Genomic DNA, 17,190 nt, shown 5'->3' on the forward strand with positions numbered 1-17,190 from the left:
GCCGCGCAATCAATCGCGGTAACAGACCTTCTTGGCCGCCGCGACCACCCGACCCGCATCGATCAGCGAGGCCTTTTCGAGATTGGCAGCATAAGGCAAGGGCACGTCTTCGTTGCAAACCCTGAGGACAGGGGCGTCGAGTTGGTCGAAGCCGTCCTCCATGCAGATCGCCACGACTTCGGAAGCGATCGAGCAGGTCGGCCAGCCTTCTTCGGCAATAACGAGTCGATGGGTTTTGGCGAGGCTGTCGAGAATGGCTTGCCGGTCGAGCGGGCGAAGCGTGCGCAAGTCGATGACTTCGGCTTCGATCCCCTCCCCGGCCAGCTTTTCGGCAGCTTCGAGCGAGACACCGACGCCGATTGAATAGCTGACGATGGTGACGTCCGAACCTTCGCGCACGATGCGCGCCTTGCCGATGGGAAGGACATGGTCGTCAAGCTCGGGAAGTTCGAAACTGCGCCCGTAGACCAGCTCGTTTTCGAGAAAGACCACCGGATCCTCCGAGCGGATCGCCGCCTTTAGCAGTCCCTTGGCATCCGACGAGTCATACGGTGCGATGACGACCAGCCCGGGTACGCTCGCATACCAGGGCGCGTAGTTCTGCGAATGCTGGGCCGCGACGCGCGCGGCCGCTCCGTTCGGGCCACGGAAAACCACGGGGCAACGCATCTGGCCACCCGACATGTAATTCGTCTTCGCCGCCGAATTGATGATGTGATCGATCGCCTGCATCGCGAAGTTGAAGGTCATGAACTCGACGACGGGACGCAGACCGCCCATCGCCGCGCCGGTACCGATACCGGCAAATCCGTATTCGGTGATCGGCGTATCGATGACACGCTTCGCTCCGAACTCGGCGAGAAGGCCCTGCGTGACCTTGTAGGCGCCCTGGTACTCGGCAACCTCCTCGCCCATGATGAATACGCGCTCGTCGCGGCGCATCTCTTCCGCCATTGCATCGCGCAGTGCTTCGCGCACGGTAATCGACTTCATGTTCGTGCCGTGCGGAACCCCGGAATCCGTTTTCGGCTTCTTGCCCGTTTCCAGCCCGTCAGTCGAACCGGCCGCATCCTTCGCCTTTGCGGTCCCGGAATGCTCCGCTTTCTGTGCCTGTTCGGGCGCCTCGATCTTCGGGGCCGGAGCCTCTACTTCCGCGGCGTCCTCGCCCTCGCCGGCAAGCACCGCGATGACGGTCCCTACCTTCACATTCTCGGTACCCTCGGGCACGACGAGCTTCCCGACGGTGCCCTCGTCGATGGACTCGACCTCCATCGTCGCCTTGTCGGTCTCGATCTCGGCGAGGATGTCGCCCGCGGAAACCTCGTCGCCTTCCTTGACGAGCCACTTGGCGAGCTTGCCTTCCTCCATGGTCGGGGAAAGCGCCGGCATCTGGATCTCGATGGTCATTCGTAGGTGTCCACCAGCACATCGGTATAGAGTTCGGACATGTCGGGCTCGGGCGAACTCTCGGCAAAGTCGGCAGCCTCGGCGATGCGGGCGCGGACTTCCTTGTCGAGTTTCTTGAGATCGTCCTCGGGCACGCCCATTTCCACAAGTTCCTTCTTTGCGGCTTCGATAGGGTCGCGGGTTTCTCGCATCGCCTTCACTTCGTCGCGGGTACGGTACTTCGCCGGGTCGGACATCGAATGGCCCCGATAGCGATAAGTGTTCAGTTCCATGAGGATCGGGCCATTGCCCTTGCGAACGAAGTCGATCGCGACCTCGGCGGCCTGCCTGACCTTGAGGACATCCATGCCGTCCACGTCCATGCCCGGAATGCGGAATGCGGTGCCTCGTCTGTAGAATTCCGTCTCGGCGGACGACCGCTTGACCGCCGTACCCATGGCGTAGCCGTTGTTCTCGATGACGAAGACGATCGGCAGCTTCCACAGCGATGCCATGTTGAACGTTTCGTAGACCTGCCCCTGGTTGGCGGCACCGTCTCCGAAGTACGCCATGCAGATACCGCCATCGTCGCGATAGCGATGTGCAAAGGCCAGTCCCGCCCCCAGCGGTACCTGTGCCCCGACGATCCCGTGCCCGCCGTAGAAACGATGCTCGACGCTGAACATGTGCATCGAGCCGCCCTTGCCCTTGGAAATGCCCGATTGCCGGCCAGTGAGCTCGGCCATGATGACCTTCGGGTCGATGCCGTATGCCAGCATGTGGCCGTGATCGCGGTAGCCCGTGATCACGCTGTCCTTGTCACCGTCGAGTGCGGACTGAAGTCCGACTGCAACTGCCTCCTGGCCGATATAGAGATGACAGAACCCGCCGATCAGGCCGAGGCCGTAAAGCTGGCCGGCGCGTTCCTCGAACCGGCGGATGAGCAGCATCTGCTCGTAGAATTCGAGAAGCTGTTCCTTCCCTGCCTCGAACCGCGGATCCTTTTCGTAGGCCTCCTGCAAACTCCGCAGCGCGAAATCGTCCTCCTGCTCAGATGCCTCCGACGATTTTGCGCGGCTTCTAGCTGGCTTGGCCAATGCATGCTCCCTTGGTGCGTTGCTTCTAGGCGATATAGGACCGGCCCGGTGTCAACGAAAGCACGGTGTCGGATTTTTCGGAAAACCGCGTGCGGCAGGATCCGGTCAGTCGAGAAGCATGACCATTTCGTCGGGGTGCGCGACATTGAGATTGCTGCGCAGCAATTCCCCGGCAAGATCCGGGTCGGCGTCGCGCGGATCGAGCAGGTCGACACGGTTGCGAAGACGATCCCTCTCGGCCTCGAGATTGGCGATCTGATCGATGCGTTGATCGAGCATCCGCTGGTTTTCACTCCACGCCAGCAGGCCGCTCGGTCCGGCAAGTGCGAAGCCAGCCATCATCAGCAGACACATCAGAGCAGCGCCCTGGGCCAGGCCTTCCTTGATCAATCGGGGTTCGCTGCGGCGATGCTTCATCTTGACGATAGAATCACGTTTGGGAAACGCATTCAAGCGATTTCGCGGGCTTGGAAGCCGTATTTGCGACAAGCCACTAGGATGGCAAATGGTGCGCCCGACAGGATTCGAACCTGTGGCCCCCGGATTAGGAATCCGATGCTCTATCCTGCTGAGCTACGGGCGCACGCAGCACGCGTTTAGAGCGCGCACGAATCCAATGCAATCGCGCCTTGGCCGATCAGTTGGTTTCGTCGGGAGGAGCAACCGGAAACGGGAGCGGAGCAACCTCGATGCCCTCGTCGATCAAGGCGTGAGCCTCTTCCGCCGTTGCCTCTCCATGGATCGTCTCGCGTTCGCGCTCGCCATAGTGCATCGCGCGCGACTGTTCCGCGAAGTCGTCGCCGACCCAGCGCGAATTCTTCAGCGCCTCGCCTTGCATCCTGGCGAGCTTTTGCATCGCCTGTGCGACCTCCGGTGGAAGCGCCTCGCTCGCCACGGGGGTGCGTGCGGGGGATGTAGCATTGCGCGTGCCGGACTGATTGCCCTTGCGACCGACACGCGGAGCCATGACGGCCTTTTCCACATCGTGGGACCCGCATTGCGGACACGCGACAAGGCCCCGCTCCTTTTGGGCGGCAAAGTCTTCGGAAGAACCGAACCAGCCCTCGAACCGGTGCCCGGCAGGCTGGCATGCAAGATCGAAAACTATCATTTGATTGCCTAGATGGTGTCTCGCGGGTCAAAGGCAATGTCCCGGCGGTTCGCCAGACTCGGCAATTTTTCCCTGACTTCAGCTATTCGTTCGCGCTTTATTTCCGCGTAACCGAGTGCGGGCCCTTCCCCTCCAAGGTCCAGCAGCACCTCGCCCCACGGATCGACGAAGAGGCTGTGCCCATAGGTTTCCCTGCCGTCCTCGTGCTTGCCGACTTGTGCGGCAGCGACGACATAGGCGCTTGCCTCGATCGCCCGCGCGCGATGAAGGACATGCCAGTGCGGCTTGCCGGTCGGGACGGTAAATGCAGCCGGGATGGCGATCACGTCGCAACCATGCCGTCCGAGTGCATCGTACAGTCCCGGAAAGCGGATGTCGTAGCAGACCGAAAGACCAAGCCGGCCGGCAGGCGTCATGACGCTCACCACTTCGTTCCCCGGCTCGTACACGTTCGATTCCCGCCAGCTCTCGCCCTCGTCAAGGTCGACGTCGAACATGTGCATCTTGTCGTAGCGCGCCGCGATATTGCCCGAGCCATCGATCACGAAAGCCCGGTTGGCCCAACGCCCGCTATCGTCGACCGCCACGGCAAGCGAACCGATGGCAATCCAGAGCCCCTCGCGAGCCGCAACATCCCGCATGGCCGAAAGGACGCGGTCTTCGGTCTCGACCGTAACCGACTGGGCAGCTCTGGCGCGTTTGCGATCAAGAAGTCCCGACATCTCGGGCGTAAACATTATCTCGGCGCCATCGCTGCGCGCCCGACGGGCCGCCACGATCATTGTCCGCGCATTGGCGTCGGGATCAATCCCGCTGTTCATCTGCAGGATCGCGACACGCGTCACCGATCAGAGTCCCAATATGGCGTCGAGCTTGCCCTGCCTGTCCAGTGCGTTGATGTCGTCGAATCCGCCCAGAGCCTCGCCATCCACGATCACTTGCGGGACCGTACGCGCGCCCGGCACGCGTTGAGTCATTTCGGCGCGCTTGGCGCTGTCCATGGTCACGTCGTGCTCGGTGTAGGAAACGCCCTTCTTGTCGAGCAACGCCTTGGCCGCGACGCAGTATGGGCAGCCCCATTTCGAATACATTTCAACGTTGGGCGATCCCATTCTCGTCAGGTCCTTTCGGGCTCTTGAAAGCGCGGCGCGCTATCATATCTCGTGACTGGTGTCATGCGCCGCAAGGGCATGGGGCCGCAACCGGGAGGCGCCGGCACGCCGGGTCTCCCTCGAACCGAAAATTGCTCTGTTGGAGGATTTTTGAAATGAACCGATTCGATCTTTCCCCCTATCGCCGCTCGATGGTCGGCTTCGACCGCCTGTTCGACATGCTCGAAAACCAGGCTCGCGGCACTTCGGGTGACAACTACCCGCCCTTTAATATCGAGCGCCGCGGCGACGATGCCTATCGCATCACCATTGCTGTCGCCGGATTCAAGCCGGACGACCTCGATATCGTTGCCAAGCAGAACATGCTGGTGGTCCAGGGCAACAAGTCCGACGAGGCTGCCGATGGCGAGATGCTGCATGTCGGCATCGCGCAGCGCGGCTTCGAACGCCGTTTCGAACTGGCCGATTACGTTCGGGTCGACTCGGCGAACCTCGAGGATGGCTTGCTGATCATCGATCTCGTGCGCGAGGTGCCCGAGGCGATGAAGCCCAAGAAGATCGCCATCGGCGGTCGCAAACCCCTGTCCATCGTCGACGACAACGACGATGACAGCGCAGCGGCGTGATCGCCACAAGCACTTGATAAGCTAAAATAAAAAGGGGGTGGGCCCGGGATGGCCCACCCCCGCGATGCTCTCGCACCGCCTGCCCCCTCATGACCGCCCGGGTCGCATGTGACGATCAATTCGAGGCTAGCACGCTCGCGAACCGGCTTTCGCATTGACTATCCCGCAGACAAGCCAACCCTGTTTACGCGAATTTCCATATCACATTTGTTAAATCGGACTCAGGCTCTATTTGCAAGAGCTTCCGTCGCTCGTCAGACAAGTCTTGCTTGTCTTAGCGCAGCGCCGATGAAACCGGAGAACAGCGGGTGCGGGTCGAAAGGCTTGCTCTTGAGTTCGGGGTGGAACTGGACGCCGACGAACCACGGATGATCCGCACGTTCCACAATCTCCGGCAAGAGCCCGTCGGGAGACATTCCGGAAAAGACCAGCCCTCCCTTCTCGAGAGCTTCGCGATAGGCGACGTTGACCTCGTAGCGATGCCGGTGCCGTTCGGAAATCTTTCGGCTCCCGTAGATCGAGGCGACGCGACTGTTGCCCGATAGTTCGGCCTCGTAGGCTCCCAACCGCATCGTCCCGCCCAGGTCGCCGCCGGCAGAGCGCTGTTGCAGACCCTCGGCGCTCATCCATTCGGTGATGATTCCCACCACGGGTTCCTTCGTCGCACCGAACTCGGTGGACGAGGCACCCGCTATGCCTGCCGAGTTGCGAGCGGCTTCGACGCAGGCCATCTGCATCCCGAGGCAGATGCCGAGGAAGGGGACCTCGCGCTCGCGTGCAAAGCGAACCGAGGCGATCTTTCCCTCGGTACCGCGTTCTCCGAAACCGCCCGGCACAAGGATGCCATGCATCGGCTCAAGCTGGGCGGCAATGATCGAATCGTCTTCCTCGAAGAGCTCGGCATCGAGCCACCGGACGTTGACCTTGACGCGATTCGCCATGCCGCCGTGCGTCAGCGCCTCGTTCAGCGACTTGTAGGCGTCCGGAAGGCCGACGTACTTGCCGACCACACCGATCGTCACCTCGCCCTCGGGATTTTCGTAGCGATCGACGATATCCACCCAGCGCGAAAGATTCGGTCCGGGGGCTTCCATCCTGAAATGGCGCAGTACCTCGGCATCGAGGCCCTCACCGTGGTATTGCAAGGGGACCGCGTAGATCGACGAGGCATCGAGCGCAGGTATCACCGCTTCCTTGCGCACGTTGCAGAAAAGGGCGATTTTCGACCGCTCGCTTTCAGGAAGCGGCTTTTCGCAACGGCACAGGAGGATGTCGGGCTGGATCCCAAGTCCCGTCAACTCTCGCACCGAGTGCTGGGTGGGCTTTGTCTTGAGCTCGCCGGCTGCCGCGATGTAAGGAACGAGCGTAACGTGGACAAAGCAGGTCTCGTCGCGGCCCAGTTCGTTACGCAGCTGTCGCAGCGCCTCGATGAAGGGAAGCCCCTCGATGTCGCCGACCGTTCCGCCGATCTCGCACAGGACGAAATCTAGGTCCTCGGTGTCTGCCTGAGCGAACTCCTTGATGGCGTCCGTAACATGGGGAATGACCTGGACCGTAGCGCCGAGGTAATCCCCCCGACGTTCCTTGGCGATTATATCCCGATAGATCCGACCCGACGTGATGTTGTCGCCCTGGTGCGCAGAGACGCCTGTGAACCGCTCGTAGTGGCCAAGATCGAGATCGGTCTCGGCTCCGTCGTCGGTGACGTAGACTTCGCCATGCTGGTAGGGACTCATCGTCCCCGGATCGACGTTCAGATAGGGGTCGAACTTGCGGATACGGACCTTGTAGCCCCGCGCCTGCAGCAGCGCTGCGAGACTTGCCGCCATGAGGCCTTTGCCGAGCGAGGAGACCACGCCGCCGGTGATGAAAATGTACCGCGCCATGGGAGTCGGGCCTTAGAGTGTGAAGGTCGGTTTCGGCAAGCGCGCCGTCTCGCTTTTCACAATCTTCCTTGGCCGGAGTTGCACCCCGGTGACAAGTCGCATGCAGTCAGACGAATTTTACTGAGCGGCAGCGCCCGCAAGCGGATCTTCCGGACCCTGCTCGGCAGGGGCGGCGGGTGCCGGCGCCGGTTCGGCCGCCAGTCCACCATCTGCGGCGCCCGCGAGCGGGTCTATGGCCTGCGGCTGCGCGGCGGGGACCGAGCGATCGAGGGAAGTATCGATTTCGCGACCCGAAGACACATCTACGACCATTGCCGCAAGGACGATGCTCAACAGCACGAAAAGGGCGGCCAGGATCGCCGTTGACCGCGTAAGGAAGTCGGCCGCGCCGCGAGCCGAAAGCATTCCCGAAGGACTTCCGCCGACTCCCAGGCCGCCACCTTCGGAGCGCTGCATCAGGATCACTCCGACGAGCGCCGCAGCAACGATCGCCTGAACGACGGTCAGGAAGAGAAATAGCGACATTGGTTACAGGTCCGCGTGGCTTGCATTGATCGGGATTGCGCGCAGATAGGCGCTTGCGCGATGACGCGCAAGTTGCGCCTCTCGATGTTCAGCCCCGTTCCGGGCGTTCGGGTGCTGCCGCTCCGACAATCGACAGGAAACTTTCGGCCGAAAGGCTAGCCCCGCCGACAAGCGCGCCGCCGACTTCATCGATAGCCAGGATTTCCGGTGCGTTCTCGCCTTTCACCGAACCGCCGTACAGGATGCGGATTTCATCGCCGGCTTCGCCGTAGACATCCTTAAGCTTTCCGCGAATGATCGAATGCATCGCGCTGATATCGTCGGTCGATGCGACGCGCCCGGTGCCAATTGCCCATACAGGCTCGTACGCGACGGACAGCTTGTCCGCGCCGTTCTCGCCACGCGGAAGCGATCCGTCGAGTTGCGCCGACACGACGCTCTCGGCGTTGCCTGCATCGCGCTCGCCATCGGTCTCGCCGACGCAAACGATGACACCGAGACCTGCAGCCTGCGCAGCCTCGGCCTTGTCGCGGATCAATTCGTCGGTTTCGCCGTGGAGCGCGCGCCGTTCGGAATGTCCGAGGATCACGAAGTCGGCCCCCGCATCGCGCAGCATTGGTGCTGAAATATCGCCCGTAAATGCCCCGCTCGCCTCGACGTGGCAGTCCTGACCACCGACTCCGATCATCTGCGATGCCTCGCGCATCGCGTTGATCAGAGTGAACGGCGGAGCGATGGCGACCTGAACGCCCGGAAACCGTTGAGTAGAACGGTCGATCGCACGTGCTTCCGACAGCATCGAGCGCGTCCCGTTCATTTTCCAGTTGCCCACGATGTATGGCAGGTTCGACATCTTAGCCCTCTTGAAGACCGAATCCCCTTCGGCCCTGTTGCGCGGGCGCTGCTACGCCAGCAACGCGAGCATTGTCAAAATCATCGAGGGCAAATGTCGGTGCGAAGCATTGCGGGAAATGCCTTTGCCCCCTAAAGCGCCGCTGCATACGTACCGGTCCGGTGCAAATTCGCGAACAGCAGAGCCCATGCTTCAATTTTTCCGAAAACTCTTCAAGACACGCCTGGGAGCAATCATCGCGATTGCATTCCTCGTCCTCATTGCGCTGGCCTTTGCAAGTGGCGATGTCGCAAACACCGGCAACTTCGGCGGTATCGCGGGCGGCAATCGCGTCGCGACGGTGGGCGACGACCGGATCGACACGTCGACCCTCAGCCAGGCCGCGACTTCCGCGCTCGAGCGGGCCCGGCAGGACAATCCGCGCATGTCGATGGAGGGTTTCCTGGCTGCCGGCGGGCTCGAACAAGTGCTGGAGGACATGATCGACCGTATGGCGGTCGCCGTGTTCGGCAGGCAGAACGGCATCGTGGCGAGCGAGCGGCTGATCGACAGCGAAGTCGCGCAACTTCCCGTTTTCCAAGGGCCCGACGGCAACTTCAGTCAGGAAATCTTCGATCAGGCGATCCGTCAGCGCGGAATCAGCGAGAAGCTGGTGCGTGAGGATCTGAGACAAGGCCTTATTGCCCGGCAAATGATCGTTCCGGCCGCGTTTGGCGTCGTAATGCCGCGCGAGCTCGCGCTCCGCTACGCCTCGCTCTTGCGAGAGACGCGGCAGGGCGCGATCGCGGTCCTTCCGTCGGCCCTTTTCGTTCCCGAGCAGGAGCCGGACGAGAAAGCCCTCCAGGCCTTCTACAACGAGAATTCGGAGCGTTTCATCCGGCCCGAGCGCCGCGTCATCCGGTATGCCAGCTTCGGCCCGACGGCCTTGTCCGAGGTGCCCGAGCCTACCGATGCGGAAATCGCGTTCCGGTTCAACCAGAACAAGGAGCGTTTTGCTGCGAGCGAATCCCGTGCACTCACCCAACTCGTTGTCCCGACCGAAGCTGCGGCCCGCGCCGTCATCGCCGAGGTGACGGGCGGAACTTCGCTGGAGGCTGCGGCGCTTGAGAAGGGCCTGGCGACAGCCGAACTCGGGACATTGTCCAGGGACGATCTGGCTAGGCAGACATCGCAGGCCGTCGCCAATGCCGCATTCTCTGCTCGGAGCGGCGCGCTTGCGGCGCCGGCCCGAAGCGGTCTCGGCTGGCATGTCATTCGTGTGGATTCGATCGATGCGCGTCCTGCCCGCACGCTGGATGATGCAAGAGAAGTGCTGGCGGAAGAAATTTCGGCCGAAAAGCGCCGCGTCGCGGTGACCGAGCGCCTGTCCGAAATCGAGGACGGCTTCGACGAGGGTCAGAACCTGTCCGAGGTTGCGCAAGGTCTCGGGATTGAACTTCAGCGCACCAAGCCTCTGCTGGCGGACGGACAAGTCTATCTCGAGGCAGAGGAGCAGGCCCCCGAAGTCCTCGAGCGCGTCCTTGAAACCGCGTTCGCCATGGACGCCCAGGAACCGCAGATCGCAGAAGTCGTCCCGGGCGAGACATTCGTGATCTTCGAGGTGGTCGACATCGCCCAGTCCGCCGTAGCGCCTTTTGCCGAGATCAAGGATGACGTGACCTCGGCTTACATGCTCGACAGGGCATCGAGTGCGGCGCGCGACGCCGCAGTGAAGGTTCGCGATGCGGTTCGCGAGGGCAAGACCCTGCAGCAGGCGATGGCCGCGCTGGAGACGCGCCTTCCGCCAGTGCAGCCGGTCAGGATGAATCGCGAGGAACTTACGCGCATGCAGCAGCAGCGCCAGCAAGTCGCACCGCCGCTGGCCCTGCTTTTCAACATGGCGGAAGGAACGGTAAAGAGTATTCCCGCCCCGGACGATCGCGGATGGTTCGTGGTATCGCTCGACGATATCGAGCCGGGCAAGGTCGAGGATGGCGATCCGATCGTTGAGACAGCTCGACGCGAACTCGGCTCGGTCGCCGGTAACGAATACGGAGCGGCGCTTCGCCAGGCGATCAGGTCGCAAGTCGGGGTGGAAAAGAACGAGACCGGCATCGATGCCGTTCGCGAGCAGCTCAGCGGCGGTCGGTGAACCTGGCTGTATGGCGGGAGGTCAGCCAGAAAACCGTGACGAGGCTATAGCCACTCTCGCACGGGGCGAACCCGCATTCGTGTGGCGCAAACTCGTCGCCGACACCATCACGCCCGTAGGCGCTGCCGCCAACCTGTTCCAACCGGGACGCGGAGACTTCCTTCTCGAGTCCGTCGAAGGCGGAGAAGTCAGGGGACGCTACAGCATCATCGGTCTCGATCCCGACCTCGTGTTTAGGGCAAGCGGGAACGACTGCGAGATCAACCGCCAGTGGAGAGCCGGGAGCGACAGGTTCGAGGCACTCGCGGGAGGCAGCCTGGGCGAACTGAGGCGGCTTGTCGCCGAATGCCGGGTCGATGTTCCCGAGGCCTTGCCGAAGGCGCTCTCGTGCCTTGTCGGCTATTTCGGTTACGAGACCATCGGCCTCGTCGAAAAGCTGCCGAGAGCTCCCGAGAGTCCGCTTGGATTGCCGGACATGCTTTTCGTAAGACCCGGTTTGATCCTGGTCTTTGACCGGCTCGGCGAGGAACTTTTCTGCATCGCGCCGCTGTGGCCTTCGGATGTCGCTCCGGCCCGGGCGATCGAGCATGCGGCCGAAAGGATCGATGAAACGCTGCGCAGGATCGCTCGTCCTCTGGAACAACCGACAGCCCCCGCCGATTTGCCCGAACCGGTGCCGCAGCCCGTCCTCTCGTCCGGCACATACGCAAGGAACGTGCTGGCCGCGAAGGAATACATCGAGGCGGGCGACATATTCCAGGTAGTGCTGGCGCAGCGTTTCACATGTCCTTTCGAGTTGCCCCCGCTCTCGTTGTACCGGGCTCTGCGAAGAGTGAACCCCTCGCCCTTCCTCTATTTCCTCGATATGCCGGGCTTCTCGATCATCGGGTCCAGTCCTGAAATCCTGGTGCGCGTTCGTTCGGGCAAGGTCACGATTCGCCCGATTGCCGGGACGCGCCCGCGTGGTGCATCCTCACAGGAGGACAAGGCGAACGAGGCCAGCCTGCTGGCCGACGCCAAGGAACGCGCGGAGCATCTGATGCTGCTGGATCTCGGGCGGAACGATGTAGGCCGGGTGGCGGAGCGCGGCTCGGTCACGGTGACTGACAGCTACACGATCGAACGGTACAGTCACGTCATGCACATCGTATCGAATGTCGAGGGGCGCCTCGATTCCGCCCACCACGATGCCATCGACGCCGTTCTTGCAGGGTTTCCCGCAGGAACCGTCAGCGGAGCACCCAAGGTTCGCGCTTGCGAGATAATCGCCGAACTCGAACCCGAAACGCGCGGCGCCTATGCAGGGGGAGTGGGTTACTTCGGCCCGGATGGGGACCTCGACAGCTGCATTGTCCTGCGCACCGCCGTGCTCAAGGACGGCGTCATGCATGTCCAGGCTGGCGCCGGAATCGTGGCCGATTCGGATCCCGCCTACGAGCAGCGCGAGTGCGAAGCGAAAGCGGGAGCGCTCTTTGCGGCCGCTCGCGAAGCGGTCCGGGTTGCGAGCGAGCCGGGATTCGGTCAGTGAAACAATTCGTCGCCACGCTCCTCGCCTTTGCCATAACGGCATGCGGCAGCGAGGGACCGGGAGCGGACGAGGCCGCGCCTCGACCTTCAGAACTCCCGACGGAGCAGGCCTCGTCGGAGGCGGCGAATGCACATGTGGCTTCGGAGGAAGGGCGGGCCTGCCACAAGGACTCTTTCGAGGATGTCCTGCTGACCCACTGCATCGCCAATCCCCGAAGACATGTGATCCGGACGGTGCTGCGCCCCAGAGGCGGCGGCGATCCATACCGCGGGCTCGGAAAATACGCCGTCTCGCGCGGCGAGAACCCGCCGGCCGAGGAACTGGTCTTTGCGATGAATGCCGGGATGTTCGACGATGCCGGGCTGCCCATCGGATATTATGCCGAGAGCGGTAAGGTTCTGAAAACACTCAACACGAACGAAGGCATTGGAAACTTCCACCTCCTTCCGAACGGCGTGTTCTTCGGCAAGGATGGCGATTGGCATGTGGTGAGCGCGGACGCGTTCGAGAATTTCGTCGAAGAGCAGGAAGACCGCGAGAAGGACACCGCCTCCGACGGCTACGCCCCGGATTTCGCCACCCAGTCAGGGCCCATGCTTGTGATCGATGGAGAACTTCACCCCAAGCTCTCACGCGATGGCATCTCGCGCTACATCCGCAACGGGGTAGGAACCGATGCCGAGGGCCGCGCCCACTTCGTTATCAGCGAAGCGCCGCTTTCATTCGGCAAGCTTGCTCGCTTTTTTCGCGACGAGTTGGAAACGGACAATGCGCTCTATCTCGACGGCAACGTGTCCGCTCTCTGGGAGCCGCTCGGCGCGCGGATGGATGCCAGCCCGCCACTCGGTCCCTTGATCGTCGTCGAAAATCGCGCGAAGCCGGTTGCCGAGAAGAAGGCCGCGCCCGAATGATCCTGGTCATCGACAATTATGACAGTTTCACCTGGAACCTGGTCCATTACCTGATGGAGCTTGGCGCCGATGTCGAAGTCGTTCGCAACGACGCTATCTCGGCGTCGCAGGCGCTTGGCACGAAAGCCGACGGGTTCCTCATTTCGCCGGGGCCATGCACACCTAACGAAGCTGGCGTTAGCCTGGAACTCGTGGCCGCATGTGCGCGGGAAAAGAGACCGCTTCTCGGCGTGTGCCTGGGCCACCAGGCGATCGGCCAGCATTTTGGCGGTGAAGTGGTGCGCGGTGGTCTGATGCACGGCAAGACATCTCCCGTCACGCATGACGGCACAGGGGTCTTCGGGGGTCTGCCCTCCCCTTTCACGGCGACGCGCTACCACTCGCTGGTCGTGCGGGGCACGCCCCGGGATTTGCTGGTCAACGCAACATCGGATGATACCCACGTCATGGGCTTCCGGCACCGGGAGCTTCCCATTCACGGCGTGCAGTTCCATCCCGAGAGCATCGCCACCGAATACGGACACGACTTGCTCGCGAATTTCCTTCGCCTTTGCGGGACCGATGCCCGCATTCCGGCATGACCGGACAAGCAGACAAGGTTGCGCAGGCGGAGCAACTCGTCGCCGGGATGCTGGACGGAGAGCTTTCGGAAGAGGAGATATCCGAGGCGCTCGTCGGCATGGCCGACCGGGGAGAAACCGCAGAGGATATTGCCGGCGCTGTGCTTGCGATGCGGAAGCGCATGAAGCGTGTCGAAGCTCCGGCCAGCGCGATCGATGTTTGCGGAACGGGCGGCGACGGCCAGCATAGCCTCAACGTCTCGACCGCGGTCGCTATCGTTGTCGCGGCGTCGGGCGTGGCTGTCGCCAAGCACGGCAACCGGGCCGCATCCAGTAAAGCCGGCGCTGCCGACACTCTCGAGGCCCTCGGGCTCGACCTTACCGCCGCAGCCCTGCATGCCGAGCGGACGCTGGGGGAACTCGGCATATGCTTCTTTTTCGCGCAGTCCTATCACCCGGCGCTGGCCCGGGTGGCACCGATCCGCAAGGCGTTGGGACGCCGAACGATCTTCAACTTGACCGGACCCCTCGCAAACCCTGCCGGGGTGAGGCGGCAACTGGTTGGCGTTGCCAGCCCACAACTTGTCGAGACCTACAGGGACGCGATGGCAATGCTCGGCAGCGAATCCGGTCTTGTCGTTTCAGGCGAAGAGGGACTGGACGAGATTTCGGTCGCGGGGCCGACCAGGCTCGCCTCGATTGGCTTGTCCGGAGTCGGCAGTTCCGTCGATCCGGATATGGCCGGGGTCGGCAGTCACCCGATCGAGGCATTGCGCGGGGGCGATGCCGCATTCAATGCGGCGGCCCTTCGGCGACTGCTCTCCGGTGAGACCGGAGCATATCGCGATGCCGTATTGATAAATGCAGCGGGAGCCCTTCTCGTGGCGGGGGAAGCATCCGACTGGCGAGATGGGGTCGACGCAGCGGCAGTAGCCATCGACCGGGGGCTGGCAGCCGAACTGCTCGGAAAATGGATCGAAATGGCGCGATGAGCGACAAACTTGCCGAGATTTGCGCAACCAAGCGCCGCGAAGTCGCTCAGCGCAAGGCCTCCCGCGGGCTCGACGCCCTCGATCGGGACGCTGCACGGCAGAGCGCGCCTCGCGGCTTCAAAGCTGCGCTGGTACGCAAGGCTGCACACGGTTTCGGCCTCATCGCGGAAATAAAGAAGGCGTCTCCCTCGAAAGGATTGATCCGGGAGGACTTCCACCCCGCCAGGCACGCCGCAAGCTACGCAGCCGGCGGGGCCGCTTGTCTTTCTGTTCTCACCGACGCTCCTTACTTCCAGGGTCACGAGGATTTCCTCGTCGAGGCTCGCGAAGCCTGCTCACTTCCCGTTTTGCGCAAGGATTTCATGGTCGATCCCTGGCAAGTGGCCGAGGCGCGCAGCATCGGGGCGGATGCCATCCTGATAATCGTCGCCGCCCTCGATGATGTCGCCATGATCGAAATCGAGAGCGCAGCGCTGGAGCGCGGAATGGACGTGCTGGTCGAGGTGCACGATGAAGCAGAGATGGACCGTGCGAGCCGCCTGAAGTCGCGGCTCATCGGCATCAACAATCGCGACTTGAAACGCTTCGTGACCGATCTCGCGGTTTCCGAGAGACTTGCCGCCCTGGCTCCAAACGATGCGCTGATTGTCAGCGAGAGCGGAATTGTCGCTCATGACGATCTGCGTCGCCTCGAACCTGCGGGCATCAGTTGCTTCCTCGTGGGTGAGAGCCTGATGCGCCAGTCCGACGTGGAGTCCGCAACCAGAAAACTCCTTTATGGCTGAACTCACTCATCTGGATGATGAAGGCAACGCCCACATGGTCGATGTCGGAAACAAGCCTGAAATGCGGCGTAGCGCGATTGCCGGGGGGCGCATTCGCATGTCCCCGCAAGCGATGACCGCAATTCGCGAAGGTAACGCACCGAAAGGTGACGTACTCGGGACCGCAAGACTGGCCGGTATCATGGCGGCAAAAAAGACCGCTGAACTCATACCCCTCTGCCACCCGCTCGCGATCGAGGCTGTTGAAATCGATTTCACCTTTGGGGAAAGCTTTGTCGAAGCCCGCTGCACGGCCACCCTTACCGGCAAGACCGGCGTGGAAATGGAAGCAATGACAGGGACGTGCGTCGCACTCCTCACAATCTATGACATGGCCAAGGCGCTAGACAAGGGCATGGTCGTCGAAGAAGTCCGGCTACTCCAAAAGTTCGGGGGCAAATCCGGGACCTGGCGGTCTTCCCGTTGACCGCAGGGCCGATACCGCTCGAGGAAGCGCAGGCGCGCCTGCTGGCTGCCGCAGCCCCTGTCTCGATTGAAAACGTCGACCCCGAGGGTGCGATGGGTCGATACCTTGCCGAACCACTGCTGGCGCGCCGTACGCAACCGGCCGCGGACCTGTCGGCGATGGACGGCTATGCGGTCTCGTCCTACGACCTTCACGGCCCATGGAGACTCGTCGGCGAAAGCGCCGCAGGACATCCATATTCATCGCGGGTGCGCAAGGGCGAAGCGATCAGGATCGCCACCGGCGCACTCGTGCCCGATGGCACGGGCTGCGTGATCCTGCAGGAGGATGTCGCACGCAGCGACGATTTCATCAGCCTGGCTGGAGCGCTTCCGTCGCCACCCGGTAAACACATCCGCCGGAACGGGATGGATTTTCGCTCCGGCGACACCGTGCTGAAGCGCGGCGTACTCCTCGGTCCCGCGCAGATCGCCTTGGCGGTGACATCGGGCCATCGCCACATTCCGGTCCATCGCGTGGTTCGCGTCGCCGTGATCGACAGCGGAGACGAGCTTGCCACCGGTTTGGAGTGCCCTTCGCATCAGATCCCGGCAAGCAACGGCATCATGCTCGCGGCGATGATAGCCGGATTGCCATGTCGGGTCACACGCCTCGGACCGGTTCCGGACGACATGACCGCACTGAGCCATGTTCTTGCTGAGGCGCAGGAAGCAGACATCGTGGTGACAACCGGTGGCGCGTCCGTTGGTGATCACGATCTGATCCGGCCCGCGTTGGAGAATTGGGGGGCGACGCTCGATTTCTGGAGAGTGGCGATCAAGCCGGGAAAGCCGATCCTCGTGGCGAGGCGGCAATCCGGAAACCGGGAGCAGTTCGTTCTCGGATTGCCGGGGAACCCGGTTTCCGCATTTGTCACCGCGCATCTTTTCCTGCTGCCGCTGATCCGGGCGGCGAGCGGTGCCGAACGCCCTCTCCCCGTCGCAGTGAAGGCGCAGCTTGCGACACCTGTCCCGGCAACGGGCAAACGCCGCGAATTCCTCAGGGGACGGTGGGACGGGACGCAAGTCCGGGTGCAGCAGGTCCAGGACAGCGGCGCGCTGGCCGCCCTTGCCGAAAGCAACGTTCTCATTGATCGGCCGGCCGGCTCTCACGAAGCAGAGGCCGGAGCGACTGTTTCGATATACCCTTTCGCAAGTGCTGGAAATGCTTGACGTGTTCCGA

Annotated in this window: 18 protein-coding genes and 1 tRNA gene; 9 read left to right on the forward strand and 10 right to left on the reverse strand. The window is 62.5% G+C overall.

The genetic code is table 11. The annotated features are described in order from the left end of the window. Window positions 1–9: 9 nt before the first annotated feature. The 7 genes from FHS75_RS02980 to grxC all read right to left on the reverse strand — a co-directional run bounded on the left by FHS75_RS02980 (window position 10) and on the right by grxC (window position 4,706). Window positions 10–1,407, reverse strand: a complete 1,398-nt coding sequence (locus FHS75_RS02980) for a pyruvate dehydrogenase complex E1 component subunit beta (RefSeq protein ID WP_179406217.1) — start codon at window positions 1,405–1,407, stop codon at window positions 10–12. After that, window positions 1,404–2,483 (reverse strand): pyruvate dehydrogenase (acetyl-transferring) E1 component subunit alpha, encoded by a 1,080-nt coding sequence (gene pdhA / locus FHS75_RS02985; protein WP_179406218.1) that lies wholly within the window; start codon window positions 2,481–2,483, stop codon window positions 1,404–1,406. Before pdhA ends, FHS75_RS02980 begins: the two co-directional genes overlap by 4 nt. A 105-nt stretch (window positions 2,484–2,588) precedes the next feature. After that, on the reverse strand, window positions 2,589–2,873 hold the full coding sequence (locus FHS75_RS02990; protein WP_342355999.1) for an FtsB family cell division protein: 285 nt from the start codon (window positions 2,871–2,873) through the stop codon (window positions 2,589–2,591). 116 nt (window positions 2,874–2,989) lie between these two features. Continuing rightward, window positions 2,990–3,066, reverse strand: a tRNA-Arg gene (locus FHS75_RS02995). Between the two features lie 54 nt (window positions 3,067–3,120). Next, window positions 3,121–3,594 carry a DUF1178 family protein gene (locus FHS75_RS03000; RefSeq protein WP_179406220.1) on the reverse strand — a complete coding sequence of 158 codons (474 nt, stop codon included), beginning with the start codon at window positions 3,592–3,594 and terminating at the stop codon, window positions 3,121–3,123. A gap of 8 nt (window positions 3,595–3,602) precedes the next feature. Then, a complete protein-coding gene (locus tag FHS75_RS03005; RefSeq protein ID WP_179406221.1) occupies window positions 3,603–4,439 on the reverse strand; it encodes a carbon-nitrogen hydrolase family protein in 837 nt (278 codons plus the stop codon). Window positions 4,440–4,442: 3 nt separating this feature from the next. Beyond that, on the reverse strand, window positions 4,443–4,706 hold the full coding sequence (grxC, locus tag FHS75_RS03010; protein WP_179406222.1) for a glutaredoxin 3: 264 nt from the start codon (window positions 4,704–4,706) through the stop codon (window positions 4,443–4,445). Between the two features lie 155 nt (window positions 4,707–4,861). Between grxC and FHS75_RS03015 the strand changes: the two genes are divergently transcribed. Further along, window positions 4,862–5,332: an Hsp20 family protein gene (locus tag FHS75_RS03015; protein WP_179406223.1), complete on the forward strand. Its 471-nt coding sequence runs from the start codon at window positions 4,862–4,864 to the stop codon at window positions 5,330–5,332. A 254-nt stretch (window positions 5,333–5,586) separates the two neighbouring features. On the opposite strand, the gene FHS75_RS03020 is transcribed toward FHS75_RS03015, so the two are convergent. The 3 genes from FHS75_RS03020 to tpiA all read right to left on the reverse strand — a co-directional run bounded on the left by FHS75_RS03020 (window position 5,587) and on the right by tpiA (window position 8,596). Next, window positions 5,587–7,218 carry a CTP synthase gene (locus tag FHS75_RS03020; protein ID WP_179406224.1) on the reverse strand — a complete coding sequence of 544 codons (1,632 nt, stop codon included), beginning with the start codon at window positions 7,216–7,218 and terminating at the stop codon, window positions 5,587–5,589. A gap of 117 nt (window positions 7,219–7,335) precedes the next feature. Further along, on the reverse strand, window positions 7,336–7,743 hold the full coding sequence (gene secG / locus FHS75_RS03025; protein ID WP_179406225.1) for a preprotein translocase subunit SecG: 408 nt from the start codon (window positions 7,741–7,743) through the stop codon (window positions 7,336–7,338). A gap of 88 nt (window positions 7,744–7,831) precedes the next feature. Beyond that, on the reverse strand, window positions 7,832–8,596 hold the full coding sequence (gene tpiA / locus FHS75_RS03030) for a triose-phosphate isomerase (RefSeq protein WP_179406226.1): 765 nt from the start codon (window positions 8,594–8,596) through the stop codon (window positions 7,832–7,834). Window positions 8,597–8,783: 187 nt separating this feature from the next. On the opposite strand from tpiA, the gene FHS75_RS03035 reads away from it, so the two are divergent. The 8 genes from FHS75_RS03035 to FHS75_RS03070 all read left to right on the forward strand — a co-directional run bounded on the left by FHS75_RS03035 (window position 8,784) and on the right by FHS75_RS03070 (window position 17,180). Beyond that, entirely contained in the window at window positions 8,784–10,727 is a 1,944-nt protein-coding gene (locus FHS75_RS03035; protein WP_179406227.1) for a peptidylprolyl isomerase, read from the forward strand. A 10-nt stretch (window positions 10,728–10,737) separates the two neighbouring features. Then, complete coding sequence (trpE, locus tag FHS75_RS03040; RefSeq protein WP_179406228.1) at window positions 10,738–12,255, forward strand: anthranilate synthase component I; 1,518 nt, start codon at window positions 10,738–10,740, stop codon at window positions 12,253–12,255. Between the two features lie 332 nt (window positions 12,256–12,587). Next, complete coding sequence (locus FHS75_RS03045) at window positions 12,588–13,166, forward strand: phosphodiester glycosidase family protein (RefSeq protein ID WP_308420077.1); 579 nt, start codon at window positions 12,588–12,590, stop codon at window positions 13,164–13,166. Next, the gene (locus tag FHS75_RS03050; protein ID WP_179406230.1) at window positions 13,163–13,747 is read left to right on the forward strand and encodes an anthranilate synthase component II; all 585 of its coding nucleotides are present in this window, start codon (window positions 13,163–13,165) and stop codon (window positions 13,745–13,747) included. Before FHS75_RS03045 ends, FHS75_RS03050 begins: the two co-directional genes overlap by 4 nt. After that, complete coding sequence (trpD, locus tag FHS75_RS03055) at window positions 13,744–14,718, forward strand: anthranilate phosphoribosyltransferase (protein ID WP_179406231.1); 975 nt, start codon at window positions 13,744–13,746, stop codon at window positions 14,716–14,718. Before FHS75_RS03050 ends, trpD begins: the two co-directional genes overlap by 4 nt. After that, the gene (trpC, locus tag FHS75_RS03060) at window positions 14,715–15,503 is read left to right on the forward strand and encodes an indole-3-glycerol phosphate synthase TrpC (RefSeq protein ID WP_179406232.1); all 789 of its coding nucleotides are present in this window, start codon (window positions 14,715–14,717) and stop codon (window positions 15,501–15,503) included. The genes trpD and trpC overlap by 4 nt, the downstream gene beginning before the upstream one ends. After that, window positions 15,496–15,969, forward strand: coding sequence for a cyclic pyranopterin monophosphate synthase MoaC (gene moaC, locus FHS75_RS03065; RefSeq protein ID WP_179406233.1), 474 nt, complete (start codon window positions 15,496–15,498; stop codon window positions 15,967–15,969). Before trpC ends, moaC begins: the two co-directional genes overlap by 8 nt. Then, window positions 15,966–17,180, forward strand: a complete 1,215-nt coding sequence (locus tag FHS75_RS03070; RefSeq protein ID WP_179406234.1) for a molybdopterin molybdotransferase MoeA — start codon at window positions 15,966–15,968, stop codon at window positions 17,178–17,180. Before moaC ends, FHS75_RS03070 begins: the two co-directional genes overlap by 4 nt. Window positions 17,181–17,190 lie beyond the last annotated feature (10 nt).

It is taken from the genome of Novosphingobium marinum (assembly GCF_013408095.1).
Classification (GTDB): domain Bacteria; phylum Pseudomonadota; class Alphaproteobacteria; order Sphingomonadales; family Sphingomonadaceae; genus Novosphingobium; species Novosphingobium marinum.